This window comes from Streptomyces sp. NRRL WC-3605 (assembly GCF_001509795.1).
Classification (GTDB): domain Bacteria; phylum Actinomycetota; class Actinomycetes; order Streptomycetales; family Streptomycetaceae; genus Streptomyces; species Streptomyces viridochromogenes.
On the sequence record NZ_LLZN01000069.1, the window covers coordinates 22,729 to 45,782 of the forward strand.

The window sequence follows — 23,054 nt, forward strand, 5'->3', positions numbered from 1 at the left end:
AATAGTGAGTCGTGAGCGCCTCCCGTGCCCCGGTAGCCTGGGGCACGTGATTGACCTTCGCCTGCTCCGTGAGGACCCCGACCGAGTGCGCGCCTCGCAGCGCGCCCGTGGAGAGGATGTCGCCCTCGTCGACTCCCTCCTGTCCGCCGACGAGCGGCGCAGGTCGTCCGGCGTCCGCTTCGACGAACTCCGCGCCGAGCAGAAGCAGCTCGGCAAACTCATCCCCAAGGCGTCCGGGGACGAGAAGGCGGAGCTGCTGAAGAAGGCGAGCCAGCTGGCCGCCGACGTCAAGGCCGCCGACGCCGAGCGCGACGCCGCCGCCGCCGAGACCCAGGAGCTGCTGGCCAGGCTCGGCAACCTCGTGCACCCCGACGTCCCGGTCGGCGGCGAGGAGGACTTCGTCACGCTGGAGACGCACGGCGAGATCCGCGACTTCACCGCCGAGGGCTTCGAGCCGAAGGACCACCTGGAGCTCGGCTCCCTGCTCGGCGCGATCGACGTCGAGCGCGGCGCCAAGGTCTCCGGCTCCCGCTTCTACTTCCTCACCGGTGTCGGCGCCCTCCTGGAACTCGCCCTGGTGAACGCCGCGATGGCCCAGGCCACGGCGGCCGGCTTCACGCCGATGCTGACGCCCGCGCTGGTGCGCCCGCAGTCCATGGCCGGCACCGGCTTCCTCGGCCAGGCCGCCCAGGACGTCTACCACCTCGACAAGGACGACCTCTACCTGGTCGGCACCTCCGAGGTCGCCCTGGCGGCGTACCACATGGACGAGATCCTCGACGCCGACAAGCTGCCCCTGCGCTACGCGGGCTTCTCGCCGTGCTTCCGCCGTGAGGCCGGCTCGCACGGCAAGGACACCCGGGGCATCTTCCGCGTGCACCAGTTCGACAAGGTCGAGATGTTCTCCTTCGTCGACCCGGCGGACAGCCAGGCCGAGCACCAGCGCCTGCTGGAGTGGGAGAAGCAGTGGCTGACGTCGCTGGAGCTTCCGTTCCGCGTCATCGACGTCGCCTCGGGCGACCTGGGCTCCTCGGCGTCCCGCAAGTTCGACTGCGAGGCGTGGATCCCGACGCAGGGCAAGTACCGCGAGCTGACGTCCACCTCGGACTGCACCGAGTTCCAGTCCCGCCGCCTGTCGATCCGCGTCCGTGACGGCAAGCAGGTCAAGCCGCTGGCCACGCTCAACGGCACCCTGTGCGCCGTCCCGCGCACGATCGTGGCCCTGCTGGAGAACCACCAGCAGGCCGACGGCTCCGTCCGGGTCCCCGAGGTCCTGCGCCCCTTCCTGGGCGGCCGCGAGGTCCTGGAGCCGGTGGCCAAGTGAGCGGCACCGCCTGCGCCGACGGCACCGAGGGCGTCGCGGCCGGTCTCCCGGCCGGCCGTGACGGTCTGCCGTACAAGCTGGTCGCGACCGATCTCGACGGGACGCTGCTGCGCTCCGACGACTCGGTGTCGCGGCGCACCCGTGACGCGCTCGCCGCGGCCACCGAGGCGGGCGCCGCGCACCTCGTCGTCACCGGCCGCGGGGTCCCGTGGACCCGGCACATCCTTCAGGACCTGGGCTACCAGGGCCTCGCGGTGTGCGGGCAGGGCGCGCAGGTGTACCACGCCGGTGAGAACCGTCTGCTGACGTCCGTGACGCTGGACCGGCAGCTCGGGGGTGTCGCGCTGGCCAAGATCGAGGCCGAGGTCGGCCCGCTGTACCTGGCGGCGAGCCGGGACGGCCTGGACGGGGACGTGCTGGTCGGCCCGGGGTACGCGCTCACGGGCGCGCTGCCCTCGACGCCGCTCACGGACGCGTCCGACCTGTGGAGCGCCCCGCTCAACAAGATCTACATACAGCACCCCGAGCTGTCGGACGACGAGCTGGCCGAGGCGGCCCGCCGGGCGGCGGGCGGCTTCGTGACGGTGGCGATGGCCGGTGAGGGCATCGTGGAGCTGCTGCCCCTGGGGCTGTCCAAGGCGACCGGGCTGTCCCTGGCCGCCCGCCGGCTGGGCGTGAAGGCCGCGGAGACCATCGCCTTCGGCGACATGCCGAACGACATCCCGATGTTCGCGTGGGCCGCGCACGGCGTGGCCATGGCCAACGCCCACGCGGAACTCAAGGCGGTCGCGGACGAGGTCACGGCGTCGAACGACGAGGACGGCATCGCGCTCGTCCTGGAACGCCTCCTCGGCTGACCGACCCGCCCGAAGGGGCGCGGGGAACTGCGCGCCCAGCCATAACAGACCCGCAGCCAACTCTCGACCGCAAAGGCCGCCCCGCAGCGCCCCCTCGGGCAACTACTCCGCCCCAAGGGGCGCGGGGAACTGCGCGACCAGCCACAACAGACCCGCAGTCACCCCTCGACCGCGCCCCCACGGCTTACGCGGCTCAGTCCCAGTGACAACGTCTCGCGGAGGATGCACGGATCGAACGTGCGCGGGGTCTCCCCCGACCACGGCTTAGCAAGCCGGTGCCTTACCACTCGGCCAATCCTCCGGGTGGGCGGCCCACGCGAGAGCGACATCGCGTGCTCGAAGCGGCCGCCCCGGGCGGCTCCCTTGCGGAAGCGGGCTCGACGGTGGGGTAACTACACCGGAACCCGCCGCGGGCCGCCCTGACGGGAGCTGAACGGACTGTCGTGCAGGGACATCGCTCAGCTCCTCTCCCAGACGGTGGCGCCGGACCCGGCCGGCGTCCTCGGCACAACCATGGTGCCGGGACGCCGACTCGGGCGCCACCGAATAAGCGTGGAGACGCTCACTCCTCGCCGGCGAGGGTCAGGGAGCGCAGCTTCTGGCCCGCGTACCAGGTCGCCAGCACGGTCACCAGCGCCAGCAGCACCGTGGCCGTCGTCAGGCCGACGTCCGAGGTGACCATCTCGCCGCCGGCGACCCTCTCCGCCACCGCCAGCGACCACTGCTGGACGCTCAGGGTGCGCGCGCCCGGCACCAGGGAGCCGAACAGCGCCTCCCAGACGAGCGCGTAGACGAGGCCGAAGACCACGGCGTGCCGGGAGACCGTGCCGAGGAGCAGGAACAGCGCGGCGTAGGCGATGGAGGCGACGAGCGCGGCCACCGTGTACGCGACGGCGATCTGCTGGCCGTTGCCGTTGAGGATGAAGCCCGCGATGAACGTCGGCAGGGCCGAGAACACCATCGTCACCGCGATCGCCACGATCAGCTTGGTGAAGATGATCGTGGGCCGCTTCACCGGCTTGGACAGCAGGTACACCACCGAGCCGTCGTCGATCTCCGGGCCGATGGCGCCGGTGCCGGCGATCACGCCGATGATCGGCACCATGGTGGCGAGCGCGAGCCCGCCGAGCAGGTCGGACGCGGTCTGGTCGTCGGCTCCCGCGAGACCGCGGACGGCCACGGCGATCACGACGAGCAGCAGCGGCAGCGCGCCCAGGATGAGGGCCCGGCGCCTGCCGAGCAGGGCTCGATAGGTGAGCCGGGCGACTGTGGGGTCATACATCTTGGCCTCCTACGCCGCGACCAGATACGAGAAGACGGACTCGAGGGACTCGTCCGACGGCGAGACCGTGAGCAGGCGGATGCCGTGGTCGCGCGCCACCCTGGGCAGCAGGGCGGTGAACCGGCCGAAGTCGACGGCCTGGATGTGCAGCGCGCCCTCGGCCAGGTCGACCTCGATGCCGGACGTCGACGGGTCGGCGATCAGCGCGGCCGCGAGGGCGCGGTCGTCGCTGGAGCGCACCAGGTAGCGGTGCGGACGGTCGGTCATCAGGCGGCGGATCTTGCGGAAGTCCCCGCTGGCCGCGTGCCGTCCGGCCACCACGACCTCGATGTGCCAGGCGAGCTGCTCGACCTCCTCGAGGATGTGGGAGGAGAACAGCACGGTGCGGCCCTCGTCGCCCATGCGGCGCAGCAGGTCCATCAGCTGCATCCGCTGGCGGGGGTCCATGCCGTTGAACGGCTCGTCGAGCAGCAGCAGCGAGGGGTCGTGGACGAGGGCGCTCGCCATCTTCACGCGCTGGCGCATGCCCTTGGAGTACGTCTGGATCTTGCGGTCCTGCGCGTACTCCATCTCGACCGTGGCGAGCGCCTTCTGGGCGGCCTTGGCGCCCAGACCGTGCAGTTCGGCGTTGGCGACGACGAACTCGCGGCCGGTGAGGAAGTCGTACATCGCCTCGCGCTCCGGGACGATGCCGATCTGCTTGTAGATGGCCTCGTTGCGCCACACGGGCTGCCCGTCGAGGGTGACGGTGCCGTTGGAGGGGGCGAGGAAGCCGCCCATCATGTTGATGAGGGTGGACTTCCCGGCGCCGTTCGGGCCGAGCAGGCCGGTGACGCCGGGGCCGATCGTCATGGTGATGTCGTTGACGGCGACCACGTTGCCGAACCAGCGGGAGACGTGGTCGATCTGGAGCGTGGTCACAGTCCCACCTTCTTGTAGCGGCGCAGCAGGAGGCCGTAGCTGGCTGCGATCAGACCGAGGACGGCGACGACGTAGACGACGCCCTCGCCGTTGCTGGGGCCGACTCCGCCCGGGAACGCCGAGGTCGCGCCGAGGAAGGCGGACTGCAGCCCGTCGATGAGGGTGACGGGCGAGAACAGCCCGATCCAGGCGATGGCCCCGCTGCCGCCCTCCTCGCCGAGGCTCTGCGCGTCGGCGATGGCCTGGAGCGTGGAGACCGCGCCGTAGGAAATGGTCATGACGGCGATCACGGCGGCGATGCCGAAGCCGCGGCGCGGGGTGACCGACGCGATGACCAGGCCGATGCCGGCGAACAGCAGGGAGAGCAGTGTCACCGACACGAGTCCTTGCGCGAATCCCTTGGTCTGGTCGGCGAAGTCCAGCTTGGCCAGCAGCGCGCCCACGTACAGCACCAGCAGGGGGGCCGCGGTCAGGATGAACAGCGCGGAGGCCAGCGCCGCGAACTTCGCCCGGACGTAGTCGGCGGTCTCGATGGGCCGCGAGAAGTACAGCGGCACGGTCTTGAAGCGCAGGTCGCGGGAGACCGACTGGGGTGCCTGCGAGGCGACGTACAGGCTGATGACGGCCTGCATGATGATCGCGTAACGCGTGTAGTCGACCGGTAGGTCCTTGGCCTTGGTGGCGACCGCGACGGCCACCATGATGGCCGCGGGCACGCACATCACCACGAACAGCAGCATCGGCAGCACCTTGGACTTCACCGAGCGGCCGAGGCCGTAGGCGCCGCGCAGGGACTGCGAGTACAGCGAGCGGGTGGCGTACGAACGGCCGAGGCGGGGGCCGTCGTAGCTGCGGTAGCCGATGTTGTGGATCCGGGTCTGGTCACCCTGCTGCGGGACCGGTGTCCCCACGGGCTGCTCAACCGCCATGGCCGACCGCCTCCTTTCGCTGTGCGCCGGCGGCCTGGTCGCCGTCCTGGAAGACCTCCGAGATGTGGTGCCGGCGCTGCTCCATGCGGACCAGGCCGAGGCCGAGGTCGGCGACCAGGTCGCGCACCAGGTCGTACGTCTCGTCGCCCTCAGCGGTGAGCAGCAGGATGTGCCCGGCGCCGGGGAGGCCGCCGCTGCCGTCGAGGACGTCGACCCCGCGCGCGTGGAGCGCGTCGCGCACCGCGCGGGTGCCGTCCGGGTGCTCGTCGCTGTCGGTGACCTCGATGGCGAGGGTGGTGGTGGTCTGGGTGAAGTCGGTGGTGGAGCTGGAGCGCAGGAGCTTGCCACCGTCGATGACGACGACGTGGTCGCAGGTGCGTTCCAGTTCGCCCAGCAGGTGGGACGTGACCAGGACCGAGATGCCGAAGTCGGTGTGGATGCGGCGGATCAGGCCGAGCATCTCGTCGCGGCCGACCGGGTCGAGGCCGTTGGTCGGCTCGTCGAGGAAGACCAGCTGCGGGTCGTGGACGAGCGCCTGCGCGAGCTTGACGCGCTGCTTCATGCCCGTCGAGTAGCCGCCGATGGGGCGGTAGCGCTCCTCGTACAGGCCGACGTGGCGCAGGGTGTCGGCGGTGCGCTCGCGCGCGGCGGTCGGCGGCAGTCCGGACATGCGGGCCATGTGCACGACGAACTCGGTGGCCGAGACGTCGGGCGGCAGGCAGTCGTGCTCGGGCATGTAGCCGACACGCTCGCGGATGGCGGCGCCCTTGGTCGCGACGTCGAGTCCGAGCACTTCGGCACGGCCCTCGGTCGCGGGGGACAGACCCAGCAGGATCTTGATCATGGTGGACTTGCCGGCTCCATTGGCCCCGACGAGTCCGGTCACCCCGGGCCCGATGTCCATGGTCAGCCGGTCAAGCGCGGTCACCCTGGGGAACCGCTTGCTCAGGCTTTCGGTCGCGATCACAGTCACACCACGAAGGTAGTGACCCGCACCACGCCGGTCGTCACCCCGCAGAGCTGTTTCGGGGTCAGACTCCAGGACTACGCCGCCCCGGGGATCACCCTGAGGTCGAACGCGCCGAGCCCTGATTTTCCCCAAGGCGCGGCTTTTCCACAGGCTCGGGGGGCGCTATTGACGCGATCTCCAACAGGTGTCAGATTCGCCGGTGTCACGCTACGGGCACGTACCGCGACCGGGGCCGACGGGTGTGTTCCCGGCGGCTCGCGGGGGCACGCGGGCCGGACGACGATCTGCCGCGGGTGCGGCGCGGGGCGGAGGAGAAGTGACCCTTCAGGGTGCGCGTGAGCGCCGGGTGGCGACCGGCGGGGTCGAGCTGTGCGTCGCCGAGCTCGGCGACCCCGCCCGGCCGACGGTGGTTCTCGTGCACGGCTACCCGGACAGCAAGGAGGTGTGGTCCGAGGTCGCCGTGCGGCTCGCCGGGCGGTTCCACGTCGTGCTGTACGACGTCCGGGGCCACGGCCATTCCACGGCGCCGCGTCCGCTGCGCGGCGGGTTCACGCTGGAGAAGCTGACGGACGACTTCCTGGCCGTGGTGGACGCGGTCAGCCCGGACCGGCCGGTGCATCTGGTCGGGCACGACTGGGGCTCGGTGCAGGGCTGGGAGTTCACCACCGTCGGGCGCACCGAGGGCCGTGTCGCGTCCTTCACGTCGATGTCGGGGCCGTCCCTGGACCACTTCGGCCACTGGATCGGCGGGCGTCTGCGCCGTCCCACCCCGCGCCGGATCGGGCAGTTGCTCGGGCAGGGCGCCAAGTCCTGGTACGTGTACGCGCTGCACACGCCGGTGCTGCCGGAGCTGGCGTGGCGCGGCCCCCTCGGCAGGCGCTGGCCGCGGATGCTGGAGCGCCTGGAGAAGGTCTCCGGCGACGGCTACCCGACCCCGTCCCTGCCGTCGGACGCGGCCCACGGAGCGTGGCTGTACCGGGACAACGTCCGGGCGCGATTGCGCCGCCCGCGCGAGGACGCCTACGCGCACGCGCCCGTGCAGCTCATCACGCCCCTCGGGGACGTCTTCCTGTCGGAGCGGCTGTACGACGGCCTGGAGCAGTGGGTGCCGCGGCTGACCCGGCGCACCCTGGACGCCCGGCACTGGATACCGCGCACCCGCCCCGACCGGCTGGCCGGCTGGATCACGGAGTTCGTGACGTCGGTGGAGGACGGGCGGCCCAAGGAGACGCCGGCGAGCGGGAAGCACGCTGACCGCTTCGGCGGGCAGCTCGTGCTGGTCACCGGCGCGGGCAGCGGCATCGGGCGGGCGACGGCGTACGCGTTCGCCGAGGCCGGGGCGCGTGTGGTGGCCGTGGACCGGGACGCCGAGTCCGCCGCGACGACCGCCGAGACGGCCCGGCTGATGGGCGCGCCCGCGTCCTGGGCCGAGACGGCCGACGTCTCCGACGGGCCGGCCATGGAGAAGCTGGCCGCGAAGGTCGCCGCCGAGTACGGCGTGGTGGACGTCCTGGTGAACAACGCCGGGATCGGTCTGGCGGGCTCCTTCTTCGACACGACCCCGGAGGACTGGAAGCAGGTCCTGGACGTCAATCTGTGGGGCGTCATCCACGGGTGCCGGCTGTTCGGGAAACAGATGGCCGAGCGGGGGCAGGGCGGCCACATCGTCAACGTCGCCTCGGCCGCCGCGTACCAGCCGTCGAGGGCGCTGCCCGCCTACAGCACCTCCAAGGCGGCCGTGCTGATGCTGAGCGAGTGCCTGCGCGCGGAGCTGGCGGGACAGGACATCGGCGTGACGGCGATCTGCCCGGGGTTCGTCAACACCCCGATCACCTCGACCGCGCGCTTCGCCGGGGTGGACGCCGAGGAGGAGCGGCGGCTGCGGAAGCGGTCGGCGCGTTGGTACGGCCTGCGCAACTACCCGGCGGAGAAGGTCGCCGACGCGATCCTGCGGGCGGTGGTACGGGGCGACGCGGTGGTCCCGGTGACGCCGGAGGCCCGCGGTTCGTATCTGCTGGCCCGGTTCGCCCCGAGGGCGCTGCGCAGGATCGCGCGCGTGGAGCCACGGCTGTAGGCGGGTGGCCGGTTCCGTCTCCCAACACCCCTGGCCCGGGCGCCTGTTTCTCCACAGCACCGCCAAATCCCCTGTGGATAACCGCACTTGGCTGTGGATCAAACCTCCCGCGCGAAATCGTTCGCGTGATTCGTGCCGCTCCCGGCACGCTGGTGGGCATGGACGAAAGACGCACCGTGAAGGTGTCCAAGTATCTGTCGAAGCATCTGCGCCACCAGCCGCAGCGGATCGGTCTCACGCTGGACGAGGGCGGCTGGGTGGAGATCGACACGCTGATCGCCGCCGCGAGGGCGCACGGTTTCCCCTTCACCCGCGACGAGCTGGACCACGTGGTCGCGGCCAACGACAAGAAGCGGTTCGCCGTGGACGGCACCCGCATCCGCGCCAGCCAGGGCCACAGCGTCGAGGTCGACCTGGGGCTGCCCCCGGCGACCCCGCCGCCGTACCTGTACCACGGGACCGTGGCCGCTCATCTGGACGCGATCCGCGCCGAGGGGCTGCGGCCCATGAACCGGCACGACGTGCATCTGTCGCCCGACCGCGACACCGCCACCCGCGTCGGCGCCCGGCGCGGCCGCCCCGTCGTGCTCTCCGTGGACGCCGGCGCCATGCACCGCGACGGGCATGTCTTCCACGTCAGCGCCAACGGGGTCTGGCTGACGAAGGCCGTGCCGCCGGAGTACCTGCGGTTCCCCGAGGCGCATTGACCTCGATCCGCCCCGCGTGGCCGGCTCCTCCTGCATGATCGGTGGTATGGACCACTTCCCCACCACCGAGTCCGCCGTCACCGCGCTGCGCGCCCTCGCCACCGCATACGACCGTGCCATCGAGGTGACCCATGACATCGGCGCCGACCAGACGTCCCGGCGCAGTGCCGCCGGGGTCGGCGTGACCATGGACCCGGACGGCTCGCTGCCGCACGAGGCGTATGTCGAACTGGACGGTTCTCCCCGCGTCAGCGTGCGGCTCTATCCGGACGACGACGCGCTCGTCACCGTCGAGGGCGTCGACTGCCCGGACGTCGACCGTGACGACGTCCCCGCCTTCGTCCGGTCCCTCTACGACGGCCTCGCCCATGTCCGGGCCCGCCGCTTCCCGCCCGGCCACTTCCTGATCGTGCCGCTGCCCGGTGACCGTACGCACCGGGAGTTCCTGCCGATGCTCAGCCTCACTCCGTGGCTGAGCGCGCGCGTGCGGTGACCGTTTCACGTGAAACCAGCAGGGCCGCATACGCTCGACGCATGAGTCTGCGCCTGAGCACCGTGATCCTCCCGTACCGCCGCTGGTCCGAAGGAGGCCGCGAGGCATGGCAGCGGGCGGAGGAGCTCGGCTTCCACGCCGCCTACACCTACGACCATCTGTCCTGGCGGAGCTTCCGGGACGGGCCGTGGTTCGGTGCCGTGCCCACGCTGACCGCCGCCGCGGCCGTCACCGACCGGCTGCGGCTGGGCACGCTGGTGACCTCGCCGAACTTCCGCCACCCGGTGACCCTCGCCAAGGAACTGATCTCCCTCGACGACGTCTCGGACGGCCGGGTCACCCTCGGGGTGGGGGCCGGCGGCACCGGTTTTGACGCCACCGCGCTGGGCCAGGACCCCTGGACGCCGCGCGAGCGCGCCGACCGGTTCGCCGAGTTCGTGGGGCTGCTGGACCGGCTGCTCACCGAGGACTCGGTGTCGTACCGGGGCGAGTTCTACTCGGCGCACGAGGCGCGCGACATCCCGGGCTGTGTGCAGCGCCCCCGGCTGCCCTTCGCGGTGGCCGCGACCGGGCCGCGCGGACTGCGGCTGGCGGCGCGGTTCGGGCAGGCGTGGGTCACCACGGGCGACCCCAAGCTGTACGAGAGCGGCACTCCCGAGCAGTCGGTTCAAGCCATTCGCGGGCAGATCGAGAAGCTGGGCGACGCGTGCATGGAGGCCGGCCGGGACACGGCTTCGCTCGACAAGGTGCTGCTGACCGGGTTCACCCCGGACCGGGCACGTCCGCTGGAGTCGCTGGACGCGTTCGTGGACTTCGCGGGCCGTCACCGGGAGCTCGGATTCACGGAGATCGTGGTGCACTGGCCGATCCCCGACTCGGACTTCGCGGCCGACATGAAGGTCTTCGAACAGATCGCCATGGAGGCGGAGGCCCAGCTCCGGTGAGCCGGGCGATCGGGGCGCGAGCCCGGGCGACGGTACGGGTGCGGGCGGTCCCGCCGGTGCCCGCAGGGGCGGTATCTCCTCAGGTACCGCATCAGATGTGCGGACTCCTGCACGGGCGTGCAGGCATATGCGGGAGAATGACCAGGTGACCTCAGCGACTCGACAGCCCCAGAACCCGGCGTCCCCCGCGCTCTCGACCTCGCTCGGGCAGGACGATCGGCCCGTCGTCCGCCCGCGACTCATCGCCACCGATCTGGACGGCACGCTGCTGCGGGACGACAAGTCGGTCTCCCCCCGCACGGTCGCCGCGCTGGCCGCCGCCGAGAAGGCGGGCGTGGAGGTGTTCTTCGTGACCGGCCGCCCCGCGCGCTGGATGGACGTCGTCAGCGACCACGTCCACGGTCACGGCCTGGCGATCTGCGGCAACGGCGCCGCCGTGGTCGACCTGCACGGCGGACCCGGCGCCCACCGTTTCGTGAAGGTCCGCGAGCTGGCCCGGGAGAACGCGCTGGACGCCGTACGGCTGCTGCGGGACGCGGCGCCGGGCACGGTCTACGCGGTCGAGCAGACCTACGGCTTCCACCAGGAGCCGGATTATCCCAAGCTGCACATGGAGACCCCGGACGAGCTGGCCCCGGCCGAGGACATCCTGGCGGCGGACGGCCCCGGTGCCGCCGAGCCGGTGCTGAAGATCCTCGCCTACCACCCCACACTGGACCCCGACGCATTCCTGACCCTCGCCCGGATCGCGATCGGGGACCGTGCCGACGTCACCCGCTCCAGCCCCAGCGCCCTGCTGGAGATCAGCGGCCCCGGCGTCTCCAAGGCCAGCACCCTCGCCCTGTGCTGCGCCGAACGCGGCATCTCGCACGAGGAGGTCGTCGCCTTCGGCGATATGCCGAACGACGTCGAGATGCTGACCTGGGCGGGCCGCTCCTACGCGATGGGCAACGCGCACCCGGACGCGGTCGCCGCCGCCTCCGGCCAGACCGTCGCCAACAACGAGGACGGCGTCGCCGTCGTCATCGAGCGGCTGCTGGCGGAGCACGCCTGAGCGGCGTCAGCCGAGCCGCACGCCCCGCTCCTTCAGCCAGGGCACCGGGTCCACCCCCGACCCCAGCTCCGGGGTGATCCGCACCTCGAAGTGCAGGTGCGGGCCCGTGGAGTTGCCCGTGGTGCCCGACTGCCCGATCCACTGGCCGGCGTCGACCCGCTCGCCCTGGTCGACCGCGACGGACGCCAGGTGCGCGTACTGCGTGTAGTAGCCGTCGGTGTGCAGGACGACGACCTCCATGCCGAAGGCCCCGCCGCACGACACCTTGACCACACGGCCGTCCGCGACCGAGCGCACCGGCGTCCCGATCGGCACGGCGAAGTCCTGCCCGGTGTGCCGGTGGGCCCACCGCTGCCCGCCGCTGCCGAAGGACGCCGACAGCGCGTACGACTCGACCGGGGTGACCCATGCGGTGGAGAGCTTCTTCCGCTTCTGGTCGAGCCGTACGGCGCCGGGGCAGGACCCGGCCGCCACGGCGGCGTCCGCCTGCCCCTGCAACTCCCACCGCGCCGCGTCCAGGGTGCGCTCCACCGTCTTCTTCAGCTCGGCGAGTTCGGTGTTGCGCCTCTCCAGGCCCTCCCACGCGGTGACGGCCCGCGCCTCGTCCTTCACCAGCCGGTCCTCGGCGCGCCGGCTCTTCTCGATGGCGTTGTTGACGGCCAGGTTGGTCTGGGAGAACACGTGCTGACCGCGCATCAGCTCCTCGGGGCTCGACGCGAGGACGATCTGCGCGGTCAGCGGCATCCCGCCGCTGGTGCGGTACTGGGCCCGAGCGATCCGCCCCAGGTCCTCGCGCAGCACACCGAGCTCCCGCCGCTCACGGTCGAGCAGCTTCTCGATCCGCAGCGCCTGGGCGCGGTGTGCCTCGGCCTCCTGCCGTCCCCGCTCGTACCGCCGCGTCGCCAGCGCCGCGTCCTCGTACAGCCGCACCACCTGGGCGCTCAGCCCGAGCGCGCCGGGGCCGTCACCGCCCGGGGAGTCCGTGTCGTCCGCGACGGAGACGGCGGGCCGGGACACCAGCAGGACGAGCGCGCACAGCAGCACCGGAACGACCCGGGGGCGACGGCGATGTGAACGCATGTCAGCGATCCTGGACCCGGCACGGGAGCCGGGTCCTGTTCACGTCCGCCGGTCGGGGGAAGCGTTGCTGCGGACGGGGCAATCCGGGCGTCCACCCCGGCGCTACACCGCTGCGACGAGAAGGTCGGCCGCGGCCTCCCGCTCCACCATCGCCCGCAGCGGCCCGTCCACGGCCACCAGTTCCGTGTACGGCCCCCGCTGCACCACGCGTCCCGCGTCGAGGACGACGACCTCGTCGACGGCCTCGAGCCCGGCCAGCCGGTGGGTGATGAGCACGGTCGTGCGGCCCTCGGTGGCGGCGAACAGGTCGGCGGTGAGGGCGTCGGCGGTCGGCAGATCGAGGTGTTCGGCGGGCTCGTCCAGGACGAGCACGGGGAAGTCGGCGAGGAGCGCGCGGGCCAGCGCGAGCCGCTGCCGCTGTCCGCCCGACAGCCGGGCGCCGTGCTCCCCGACGAGCGTGTCCAGTCCGTCGGGCAGGCCGTCGGCCCAGTCGAGCAGCCGGGCCCGCTCCAGGGCGTCCCGCAGATCGGCCTCGGTGGCGTCCTTCCGGGCCAGCAGCAGGTTCTCCCGTACGGAACTGTCGAAGAGGTGCGCGTCCTGGGCGCACAGCCCGACGAGCCGGCGTACGGCGTCCCCGTCCAGCGCGGCCGCGTCGGCGCCGCCCAGCGTGTATTCGCCGGCGTCCGCGTCCAGGAAGCGCAGCAGCACCTGTGCCAGCGTCGTCTTGCCGGAGCCGGACGGGCCGACGACGGCGACCCGGCGTCCTTCCCCGAGCACCAGGCCGAAGCCGGTGAGCGCGTCCCGTTCCTGGCCCGCGTGACGTGCGGTGAGGCCGCTGAGCACGACCGGGAAGGGGGTGGCGGGCGCCTGCCGCGGCGCCTCCGGTTCCCGTACCGGCTCCGGGGCGTCCAGCACCTCGAAGACACGCTCGGCGCTCCTGCCCACCCGCTGCCGGTACCGCACGGCGAGCGGCAGCCCGAGGACCGCCTCGAAGGCGGCCAGCGGGGTGAGGACGACGACGGCCATCGCCACTCCGCCCAGGCGTCCGGCGGCGACCGCCTGGGCGCCCACCAGCGCGGTGGCGGCGACGGTGAGCCCGGAGACCAGCGCGGTCAGTCCGTCGCCGAGGGCCGTCGCGGTGGCGGCCCGCGAGGCGATCCGGGTGAGCACGCCGTCCGCCCGGCGGGCCTCGGCGGTGCGGGCGGGCAGCGCCCCGGCGACGGTCAGTTCGGCGGTGCCGGTGAGCAGGTCCGTCACCCGGGTGGCGAGCACGCCCCGGGCCGGCGCCAGCCGGTGCTCGGCGCGTCGGGCCACGGCGCCCGTGACGAGCGGGACGCCCACACCGGCCGCGAGCAGCCCGGCCGCGAGCACGGCACCGGCCTCGGGCAGCAGCCACGCCGTGAAGCCGACCGCTCCGGTGGAGACGATCAAGGCCGCGCCCGCGGGCAGCAGCCAGCGCAGCCAGTAGTCCTGCAGCGCGTCCACGTCCGCCACCAGCCGGGACAGCAGATCGCCACGCCGGGTGCGGCGCAGCCCGGCGGGCGCCAGCCGCTCCAGCCGCCGGTACACGGCGACCCGGGTGTCGGCGAGCATCCGCAGCACCGCGTCGTGCGACACCAGCCGCTCCGCGTAGCGGAACACGGCCCGCCCGATGCCGAAGGCGCGCGTCGCGGTCACCGCCACCATCAGGTACAGCACGGGCGGTTGCTGCGAGGCGCGGGAGATGAGCCAGCCGGAGGTGGCCATGAGCCCGACGGCACTGCCGAGCGCGAGGCTGCCCAGCAGCAGGGCGAGGGCCAGCCGGCCGCGCCGGGCTCCGGACATCGCACGCACCCGGCCGAGGACACCCTGCCCGGCGCCCGTGTCCCGGGGCGCCTCGGCGACCGTGGCCTCGGAGGCGTCCGACGGGAGGGCACGTTCGGCCGGAGAGCCGGCGGGCTCCCGGTGCGGGCCGTCCGTCCGGGCGGACGTCTCGGGCTCCGCCAGCCGAACGACCCGGTCGGCCACGCCGAGCAGCGCCGGGCGGTGCACCACGAGCAGGACCGTCCGGCCCACCGCGAGCCGGCGCACGGCCTCCACGACCTCGGCCTCGGTGGCCCCGTCCAGGGCGGCCGTGGGCTCGTCGAGCAGCAGCACCGGCCGGTCCGCGAGGAACGCCCGCGCCAGCGCGAGCCGCTGCCGCTGGCCCGCGGACAGCCCCGCCCCGTCCTCTCCGAGGAGGGTCGCGGCGCCCTGGGGGAGGGCGTCGACGAACTCCAGCGCCCCGGCGTCCCGCAGCGCCCGCCGTACGGCGTCGTCGTCGGCGTCGGGACGGGCCAGCCGGACGTTCTCGGCGACGGTCCCGGCGAACAGGTGCGGACGCTGCGGCACCCAGGCGATCTGTGCGTGCCACCGCGCCAGGTCGAGTCCGGTGAGGTCGGCTCCCCCGACCAGGACGCGGCCCTCGGTGGGCGGTACGAAGCCCAGCAGCACGTTCAGCAGCGTCGACTTGCCGGCGCCGCTCGGCCCGACGAGGGCCACCGTCTCACCGGGTTCGATCGTGAAGGACGCGCCGGACACGGCGTCCGTGGTCCGGCCGGGGTAGCGGACGCGGACGCCGTCGAAGGTGACCGCGCCCGGCGGGACCTCGGCTCCGCCCGTGGCGGGTGCGGGGGTCTCCAGGACCTCGAAGATCTCCTCCGCGGCGGACAACCCCTCGGCCGCCGCGTGGTACTGCGTGCCCACCTGTCGCAGCGGCAGATAGGCCTCGGGGGCCAGCACCAGGACGACCAGGCCGTCGTACAGGCTCATCTCGCCGTGGACGAGCCGCATCCCGATCGACACGGCGACCAGGGCCACCGAGAGCGTCGACAGCAGCTCCAGGGCGAAGGAGGAGATGAAGGCGATCCGCAGCGTCCGCATCGTGGCGCGGCGGTACTCGCCGGTGATCCGGCGGATCGACTCGGCCTGCGCCTTGGCCCGGCCGAACACCTTCAGGGTGGGCAGACCGGCGACGACGTCCAGGAAGTGGCCGGACAGCCGGGAGAGCAGCTGCCACTGACGGTCCATCCGGGACTGGGTCGCCCAGCCGATCAGCATCATGAAGACGGGGATGAGCGGCAGGGTGCCGACGATGATCGCCGCCGACACCCAGTCCTCGGTCACGATCCGCGCCAGCACGGCCACCGGGACGACGACCGCCAGCCCGAGCTGGGGGAGGTAGCGGGAGAAGTAGTCGTCGAGGGCGTCGACCCCGCGGGTGGCGAGGGCGACCAGCGAACCGGTCCGCTGCCCGCCCAGCCAGCCGGGCCCCAGCTCCGTCGCCCGTTCCAGCAGTCGCCCCCGCAGCTCCGACTTCACCGCCGCGCTGGCCCGGTGGGAGGCGAGCTCGGTGAGCCACGCGACCACCGCACGGCCGACGGCGACCGCCACCAGCAGCGCCAGGGGAGTGCGCAGTCCGGAGGCGGAGAGGCCGTGCTGGAACGCGCCCACCACGATCTCGGCGACAAGCATCGCCTGGGCGATCACCAGACCCGCTCCCACGGCACCCAGCGCGACGACCGCGATCAGGAACAGCCGGGTGGCGCGTGCGTACCGCAGGAGACGGGGGTCGATTGGTTTCACGTGAAACACACCTCAGTGCACGGGTTCAGCGATGTGCTGCGTACCGATCCGCTTGCGGAAGACCCAGTAGGTCCAGCCCTGGTAGAGCATGACGAGCGGCGTGGCGATCACCGCGCACCAGGTCATGATCTTCAGGGTGTAGGGGCTCGACGAGGCGTTGGTGACCGTGAGGCTCCACTCGGCGTTCAGCGACGACGGCATGACGTTCGGGAAGAGCGTCAGGAAGAGCATCGCCACGGCGGCCACGATGGTGACGCCGGAGAGCGCGAACGCCCATCCCTCGCGTCCCGCCTGATTGGCCACGAGCGCCGCGACCAGGGAGGCGACGGCCACGACCAGCGCGACCAGGCTCTGCCCGTCCCCGTTCTCGGCCTGCGTCCAGAGCAGGAAGACAAGGGCCAGCGCGGCGGTCACGAGACCGACCCGCAGGGCCAGGGCCCGGGCCCGTTCCCGGATCTCCCCCACGGTCTTGAGGGCCGTGAACACGGCACCGTGGAAGGTGAACAGGGTCAGCGTCACCAGACCGCCGAGCAGGGCGTACGGGTTGAGCAGGTCCAGGACGCCACCGACGTACTCGTGCCCCTGGTCGATCTTCACGCCGCGCACGATGTTGCCGAACGCCACGCCCCAGAGGAACGCCGGGAGCAGGGAGCACCAGAAGATGGCCTGCTCCCAGTTGCGCTGCCAGTTCTCCTCGGGCCGCTTCGCCCGGTACTCGAAGGCGACGCCCCGGACGATCAGGCAGACCAGGATCAGCAGCAGCGGCAGATAGAAGCCGGAGAAGAGCGTGGCGTACCACTCGGGGAAGGCGGCGAAGGTGGCGCCGCCCGCCGAGAGCAGCCAGACCTCGTTGCCGTCCCAGACCGGGCCGATCGTGTTGATCAGCACCCGCCGTTCGGGCCGGTTGCGGGCGAGCAGCCTGGTGAGGACGCCGACCCCGAAGTCGAAGCCCTCCAGGAAGAAGTAGCCGATCCACAGGACGGCGATCAGGACGAACCAGACGTCGTGCAGTTCCATGACTGTGCAGCTCCCTCGGCCTAGTACGAGAAGGCCATCGGCTTGTCGGCGTCCCGGGAGTCGCCGCCGATCTTCGTGGGCGGGTTCAGGTCGGCCTCGGTCAGCTCCGGCGGACCGGCCTTGATGTACTTGACGAGGAGCTTGACCTCGACGACCGCGAGGACGGCGTAGAGCGCGGTGAACACGAGCATCGAGGTGAGGACCTCGCCCTGGGAGACACCGGGGGAGACCGCGTCACGGGTGCGCAGGACGCCGTAGACGACCCACGGCTGACGTCCCATCTCGGTGAAGATCCAGCCCCAGGAGTTGGCGATCAGCGGGAAGGCCAGCGTCCAGATCGCGATGCGCCAGTACCAGGTGGCCAGCTTCGGGCTGAGCGCCTTGTGGGGCAGCAGCACCAGATGCGGCACCTCGTCGTCGCCGACCCGCAGGTGCTGCGGCAGCATGAACTTCTTCCGGGTCAGCCAGAGGCCGGCCAGGCCGATCGTGAACGAGGCCATGCCGAAGCCGATCATCCAGCGGAAGCCCCAGTAGGCGACCGGAATGTTGGGCCGGTAGTCGCCGGGCCCGTACTTCTCCTGCTCGGCCTTGTTGATGTCGTTGATGCCCGGGACGTACGAGGTGAAGTCGTCCTTGGCCAGGAAGGACAGCAGGCCCGGGATCTCCACGGCGACCTTGTTGTGGCCCTTGTCGACGTCACCGACGGCGAAGACCGAGAAGGGCGCCGGCTGCTCACCGTCCCACAGGGCCTCGGCGGCGGCCATCTTCATCGGCTGCTGCTCGTACATGATCTTGCCGAGCACATCGCCGCTGACGGCGGTCAGCAGGCCGCCGATCGCGACGGTGACCAGGCCGAGCCGCAGCGAGGTCTTCATCTCGCGGATGTGCTTCTTGCGCAGGAGGTGGAAGGCGGCGATGCCGACCATGAACGCGCCACCCGTGAGGAAGGCCGCCGACAGGGTGTGGAAGGCCTGGGCGAGCGCGGTGTTCTGGGTCAGCACGTGCCAGAAGTCGGTGAGCTCGGCCCGCCCCTTCGCCTCGTTGATCCTGTAGCCGACGGGGTGCTGCATCCAGGAGTTGGCGGCCAGGATGAAGTACGCCGACAGGATCGTGCCGATCGAGACCATCCATATACAGGCCAGGTGGATCTTCTTCGGCAGCTTGTCCCAGCCGAAGATCCACAGCCCGATGAAGGTGGACTCGAAGAAGAAGGCGATCAGGGCCTCGAACGCGAGGGGAGCGCCGAAGACGTCACCGACGAAGCGTGAGTAGTCGGACCAGTTCATGCCGAACTGGAACTCCTGCACGATGCCCGTGACGACGCCCATCGCGATGTTGATCAGGAAGAGCTTGCCCCAGAACTTCGTCGCCCTGAGGTACTTCTCCTTCTCCGTGCGCACCCACGCGGTCTGCAGTCCGGCCGTGAGAGCGGCCAGCGAGATCGTCAGCGGGACGAAGAGAAAGTGGTAGACGGTGGTGATGCCGAACTGCCATCGCGCCAGCGTCTCCGGCGCCAGAGCCAGGTTCACGTCGCCGCTCCTTACCTACGCTTGTGAAAGCGTTCACATTCACAAGCCATTATGCAGCACGCGTGTTCCCTTCCGTAGGGGGGTCCTGTTACCCGCGGTCAACCCCGTGGGGCCCGGCCGGGATGCGTTCCCGGCCGGGCCCCCGGCCGCTACTTCTCCTTGCGGAAGCCTTCCGTCACCTTCAGGAAGATGTCGTTCGCCTCGGCCTCTCCGACCGTCACCCGCACGCCCTCGCCCGGGAACGGCCGGACCACCACGCCCGCCTGCTCGCACGCCTGCGCGAACGCGACCGTGCGCTCCCCCAGCCGCAGCCACACGAAGTTGGCCTGGGTCTCGGGCACCGTCCAACCCTGCCCGCGCAGCCCTTCGACGACGCGGTTGCGCTCGCACACCAACGAGCCCACGCGGCCGATCAGTTCGTCCTCCGCCCGCAGCGAGGCGATGGCCGCCTCCTGCGCGATCTGGCTGACGCCGAACGGGACCGCCGTCTTGCGCAGGGCCGCCGCGACCGGCTCATGGGCGATGGCGAAGCCGACGCGCAGTCCGGCGAGGCCGTACGCCTTGGAGAAGGTCCGCAGGACGCAGACGTTCGGGCGCTCGCGGTAGATCTCCACGCCGTCCGGCACCTCGGGGTCGCGGATGAACTCGCGGTACGCCTCGTCCAGCACCACCAGGACGTCCTTGGGCACCCGGTCGAGGAACCGCTCGAGCTCGGCCCGCCGCACGACCGTGCCCGTCGGGTTGTTCGGGTTGCAGACGAAGATCAGCCGGGTGCGCTCGGTGATCGCGTCGGCCATCGCGTCCAGGTCGTGCACATCCCCCGGCGTCAGCGGCACCTGGACCGGTGTGGCACCGCTGATCCGCGTGATGATCGGGTACGCCTCGAAGGACCGCCAGGCGTAGACGACCTCGTCGCCCGGTCCCGAGGTGGCCTGGAGGAGCTGCTGGGCGACACCGACCGAGCCGGTGCCCGTGGCCAGGTGCGACACCGGGACGGCGAAGCGCTCGGACAGCTCGTCCATGAGCCCGGTGCACATCATGTCCGGGTAGCGGTTGAACGATGCGGCGCAGGCCGCCACCGTCTCCATCACACCCGGCAGCGGCGGATAGGGGTTCTCGTTGGAGGACAGCTTGTAGGCCACCGGGCCACCGGCCGCGGCGGGCTTGCCCGGCTTGTAGGTGGGGATCCCCTCCAGCTCGGCGCGCAGCTTGGGGCTCGTCTCGCTCACCGCAGTCCTCCTCGCGACCACCGGCGGCCCATCACCGCCGCCGGCTCCAATACTCCTCACCTTATGAGGATTCGGCTCCGATGCGTACAGGGGAGACGGTCCGGCCGCCCCGCCACCGGGTCACACCCCGGATCCGCCTCCATCCAGGGCATCGCCGTACGAAGGCGTACGAAACCAGGGGCGCGCCGCACATATATCTATGCGCCGGTAGCTCGCGCCGTGGCGCGCATCCCTCGTGCAGGTGAGTTGAGACCTCTTCGAAACATCGGGCAGGGGGCAGGCCCACACCCGCCGACACGTCACGTCCTACTATTGGATCGTTCAACTCTCTTGGTTTCCAAGGGGATTGACGTCGGATGACCATGCAGAAACGTGTCTGTCAACGCGTGCATATGCGTCCGCACTACCCCACCCGATGAGCCCTACTATCGGCTCGCCATGACAGCAGCAGGGAAGCACCAGGTGAGCCGCGCGGAAACCTCTCGCCGGGGCGGCCGGTCCAGCCGGGCGGGTATCAGAGACGTGGCCGCCGCCGCCGGGGTCTCCATCACGACCGTCTCCGACGCCCTCAACGGCAAGGGCCGGCTCCCCGACGCCACCCGACGCCATGTCCGCGAGGTCGCCGACCGGCTGGGCTACCGCCCGTCGGCCGCCGCCCGCACCCTCCGTACCGGCAAGTCGGGCCTCATCGGCCTGACCGTGACCACGTACGGGGATGAACCTTTCACCTTCACGGAGTTCGCGTACTTCGCCGAGATGGCCCGGGCCGCCACCTCGGCCGCGCTCGCCCGCGGCTACGCCCTCGTGATCCTCCCGGCGACCTCGCGCCACGACGTGTGGTCGAACGTCGCCCTGGACGGCACCGTCGTCATCGACCCGTCCGACCAGGACCCGGTCGTCAGCGAGCTGGTCCGGCAGGGCCTCCCCGTCGTCTCCGACGGCCGCCCGGCCGGTTCGCTGCCGGTCACCGCCTGGGTCGACAACGACCACGAGGCCGCCGTCCTCGGCATCCTCGACCACCTGGCCGACGCCGGCGCCCGCCGCATCGGCCTGCTCACCGGCACCACCACGGACACGTACACCCATCTGTCGACCACCGCGTACCTGCGCTGGTGCGAGCGGGTCGGCCAGGACCCGGTGTACGAGGCCTACCCGGCGCACGACCCGTGCGCGGGAGCCGTCGCCGCCGACCGGCTGCTCGCCCGGCCGGACCGCCCCGACGCGGTCTACGGCCTGTTCGACCCGAACGGCACGGACCTGCTCGCCGCCGCCCGTCGCTACGGCCTGCGCGTACCGGACGACCTGCTTCTGGTGTGCTGCAGCGAATCCACCGTGTACGCGAACACCGAGCCGCCCATCACCACGCTCTCCCTCAAGCCGCGCCGCATCGGCACGGCCGTCGTGCAGCTCCTCATCGACGCCATCGAGGGGGTCGACTCGGAGCAGCCGGTCGAGCAGGTGATACCGACGGAGCTGATCGTGCGCACCTCGTCCCAGCGACGCCCGCCGCGTACGACGGTCAGCCCGCCGAGGTCCCCCGAGAACCGGTAGACGCCGGCCTGGGGCGCGTCGCACACAGGTCCGTGGGCGCGTCCGGGACGGTCGCCGAAGGGTGATCGGGGCACTCGTCGAGCGGGCGTTTTCCCACCCAACCGGGGCGAAAGCCGCACCGGACGGGAGTCCTGCTCCGATTCACCACCCCTGGGTCATCACATGGCGCGATCGGCATTCCTATGATGGGCGCACGACACCGCGGGCCGCTGCGACCAGGCAGTCCGAAGCGGTGCAGCTGCGGCGCGATGGTGGAGGGGTCTGATGACTCAGGGGGCCGGTCAGGGACCCGAGGTGGAGCGGACGGCGACGTTGCGCGACTTCCGGGTGCCCGCTTACGTGCACGAGACCGGTCCGTACGCCCAGAGCACGCACCCCGGCGACGTGGTGCCGCCGCCTCCCGCCGAGACGTTCCCGGAGCCCTACCCCGAGGGCTACACGCCCACCGAGCGCGACCTGCCGGTCATCCAGCGCGGCGACACGGTCCAGGTGCAGGTGGAGCCCGTCTCCGTCCCGGTCCAGCAGTCCACCGCCGGTCCCGGACCGCTGTTCGTCGTCGGTGACGTACACGGATACCTGGACGAGCTGACGGCCGCCCTCCAGGAGAAGGGCCTCATCGACTCGGCCGGCAGCTGGTGCGCGGGCACCGCGCGGCTGTGGTTCCTCGGCGACTTCACCGACCGCGGCCCCGACGGCATCGGCGTCATCGACCTGGTGATGCGGCTTTCCGCCGAAGCCGCCGCATCCGGCGGCTACTGCAAGGCCCTCATGGGCAACCACGAGCTGCTGCTGCTCGGCGCCAAGCGGTTCGGCGACACCCCCGTCAACTCGGGCGCGGGCACCGCCACCTTCCAGGCGGCCTGGCTGCTCAACGGCGGGCAGAAGACCGACATGGACCGCCTCCAGGACCACCACCTGCAGTGGATGTCCCGGCTCGACGCCATCGAGGAGGTGGACGGGCATCTGCTGGTGCACTCCGACACCACCGCCTATCTCGACTACGGCCGGTCCATCGAGGAGGTCAACGACACCGTCCGCGAGACGCTCACGCGCAACGACGCCGACGAGGTCTGGGACCTGTTCCGCAAGTTCACCAAGCGGTTCTCCTTCCGTGACGAGGGCGGCGCACAGGCCGTGCGCTCCCTGCTCGATACGTACGGCGGCACCCGGATCGTTCACGGCCACAGCCCGATTCCGTATCTGCTCGGCGAGGTCGGCTCCGAGGACGGCGAGGACGACTCCGGGCCGCTGGTCGAGGGCCCGCACCTCTACGCGGACGGACTCGCGATCGCGATGGATGGCGGCGTGACCATGGCCGGAAAGCTGCTGGTCCAGCAACTTCCCCTGGAGGTCTGACCGTTCGACGGTGCCGCGTCCCCCGGTCACGGGGGGCGCAAGGAGGCGCGGACCGGGGGCCCAATTTTGGCAAACCCCCTGTCACCGTGTGCCGTCACCGCTCTACCATCGGCTTATCCGTAGCAGGCTCCCCT

The 23,054-nt window shown here is 71.6% G+C and carries 18 protein-coding genes and 1 tRNA gene; 9 read left to right on the forward strand and 10 right to left on the reverse strand.

Annotation, left to right across the window (positions count from 1 at the left end):
• Window positions 1–46 precede the first annotated feature (46 nt).
• Window positions 47–1,324 carry a serine--tRNA ligase gene (gene serS, locus ADL34_RS23460; protein WP_062665828.1) on the forward strand — a complete coding sequence of 426 codons (1,278 nt, stop codon included), beginning with the start codon at window positions 47–49 and terminating at the stop codon, window positions 1,322–1,324.
• 65 nt (window positions 1,325–1,389) lie between these two features.
• A complete protein-coding gene (locus ADL34_RS23465) occupies window positions 1,390–2,181 on the forward strand; it encodes an HAD family hydrolase (RefSeq protein ID WP_062665882.1) in 792 nt (263 codons plus the stop codon).
• 216 nt (window positions 2,182–2,397) lie between these two features.
• Here the strand turns inward: ADL34_RS23465 and ADL34_RS23470 are convergent.
• From ADL34_RS23470 to ADL34_RS23490, 5 genes are all read right to left on the reverse strand, one after another.
• Window positions 2,398–2,482, reverse strand: a tRNA-Ser gene (locus ADL34_RS23470).
• A gap of 261 nt (window positions 2,483–2,743) precedes the next feature.
• Window positions 2,744–3,463 carry an ABC transporter permease subunit gene (locus tag ADL34_RS23475; protein ID WP_062665829.1) on the reverse strand — a complete coding sequence of 240 codons (720 nt, stop codon included), beginning with the start codon at window positions 3,461–3,463 and terminating at the stop codon, window positions 2,744–2,746.
• A gap of 9 nt (window positions 3,464–3,472) precedes the next feature.
• Window positions 3,473–4,384: an ABC transporter ATP-binding protein gene (locus ADL34_RS23480; RefSeq protein ID WP_062665831.1), complete on the reverse strand. Its 912-nt coding sequence runs from the start codon at window positions 4,382–4,384 to the stop codon at window positions 3,473–3,475.
• Entirely contained in the window at window positions 4,381–5,313 is a 933-nt protein-coding gene (locus tag ADL34_RS23485) for a hypothetical protein (RefSeq protein WP_062665833.1), read from the reverse strand. Before ADL34_RS23485 ends, ADL34_RS23480 begins: the two co-directional genes overlap by 4 nt.
• The gene (locus ADL34_RS23490) at window positions 5,303–6,280 is read right to left on the reverse strand and encodes an ABC transporter ATP-binding protein (protein ID WP_062665834.1); all 978 of its coding nucleotides are present in this window, start codon (window positions 6,278–6,280) and stop codon (window positions 5,303–5,305) included. The genes ADL34_RS23485 and ADL34_RS23490 overlap by 11 nt, the downstream gene beginning before the upstream one ends.
• A 319-nt stretch (window positions 6,281–6,599) precedes the next feature.
• Between ADL34_RS23490 and ADL34_RS23495 the strand changes: the two genes are divergently transcribed.
• The 5 genes from ADL34_RS23495 (at window position 6,600) to ADL34_RS23515 (ending at window position 11,555) form a co-directional block, all read left to right on the forward strand.
• On the forward strand, window positions 6,600–8,357 hold the full coding sequence (locus ADL34_RS23495) for an SDR family oxidoreductase (protein WP_062665835.1): 1,758 nt from the start codon (window positions 6,600–6,602) through the stop codon (window positions 8,355–8,357).
• Window positions 8,358–8,515: 158 nt separating this feature from the next.
• On the forward strand, window positions 8,516–9,064 hold the full coding sequence (locus ADL34_RS23500) for an RNA 2'-phosphotransferase (protein WP_062665836.1): 549 nt from the start codon (window positions 8,516–8,518) through the stop codon (window positions 9,062–9,064).
• A 46-nt stretch (window positions 9,065–9,110) separates the two neighbouring features.
• Entirely contained in the window at window positions 9,111–9,557 is a 447-nt protein-coding gene (locus tag ADL34_RS23505; RefSeq protein WP_062665837.1) for a hypothetical protein, read from the forward strand.
• A gap of 41 nt (window positions 9,558–9,598) precedes the next feature.
• Window positions 9,599–10,501: an LLM class flavin-dependent oxidoreductase gene (locus ADL34_RS23510; protein ID WP_062665838.1), complete on the forward strand. Its 903-nt coding sequence runs from the start codon at window positions 9,599–9,601 to the stop codon at window positions 10,499–10,501.
• A gap of 127 nt (window positions 10,502–10,628) precedes the next feature.
• Entirely contained in the window at window positions 10,629–11,555 is a 927-nt protein-coding gene (locus ADL34_RS23515) for an HAD family hydrolase (RefSeq protein ID WP_199835620.1), read from the forward strand.
• A 6-nt stretch (window positions 11,556–11,561) separates the two neighbouring features.
• On the opposite strand, the gene ADL34_RS23520 is transcribed toward ADL34_RS23515, so the two are convergent.
• The 5 genes from ADL34_RS23520 to hisC all read right to left on the reverse strand — a co-directional run bounded on the left by ADL34_RS23520 (window position 11,562) and on the right by hisC (window position 20,013).
• Window positions 11,562–12,635 (reverse strand): M23 family metallopeptidase, encoded by a 1,074-nt coding sequence (locus tag ADL34_RS23520; protein WP_062665839.1) that lies wholly within the window; start codon window positions 12,633–12,635, stop codon window positions 11,562–11,564.
• 102 nt (window positions 12,636–12,737) lie between these two features.
• A complete protein-coding gene (cydD, locus tag ADL34_RS23525) occupies window positions 12,738–16,238 on the reverse strand; it encodes a thiol reductant ABC exporter subunit CydD (RefSeq protein ID WP_062665840.1) in 3,501 nt (1,166 codons plus the stop codon).
• Between the two features lie 12 nt (window positions 16,239–16,250).
• Window positions 16,251–17,255, reverse strand: coding sequence for a cytochrome d ubiquinol oxidase subunit II (gene cydB, locus ADL34_RS23530; protein ID WP_062665842.1), 1,005 nt, complete (start codon window positions 17,253–17,255; stop codon window positions 16,251–16,253).
• A gap of 20 nt (window positions 17,256–17,275) precedes the next feature.
• Window positions 17,276–18,784 carry a cytochrome ubiquinol oxidase subunit I gene (locus tag ADL34_RS23535; protein ID WP_062665844.1) on the reverse strand — a complete coding sequence of 503 codons (1,509 nt, stop codon included), beginning with the start codon at window positions 18,782–18,784 and terminating at the stop codon, window positions 17,276–17,278.
• A 149-nt stretch (window positions 18,785–18,933) separates the two neighbouring features.
• Window positions 18,934–20,013 carry a histidinol-phosphate transaminase gene (gene hisC, locus ADL34_RS23540; protein ID WP_062665846.1) on the reverse strand — a complete coding sequence of 360 codons (1,080 nt, stop codon included), beginning with the start codon at window positions 20,011–20,013 and terminating at the stop codon, window positions 18,934–18,936.
• A gap of 438 nt (window positions 20,014–20,451) precedes the next feature.
• On the opposite strand from hisC, the gene ADL34_RS23545 reads away from it, so the two are divergent.
• Window positions 20,452–21,564 (forward strand): LacI family DNA-binding transcriptional regulator, encoded by a 1,113-nt coding sequence (locus ADL34_RS23545; RefSeq protein ID WP_079034052.1) that lies wholly within the window; start codon window positions 20,452–20,454, stop codon window positions 21,562–21,564.
• Window positions 21,565–21,828: 264 nt separating this feature from the next.
• Window positions 21,829–22,920 (forward strand): metallophosphoesterase, encoded by a 1,092-nt coding sequence (locus ADL34_RS23550; protein ID WP_062665850.1) that lies wholly within the window; start codon window positions 21,829–21,831, stop codon window positions 22,918–22,920.
• The last annotated feature ends 134 nt before the right edge of the window (window positions 22,921–23,054 follow it).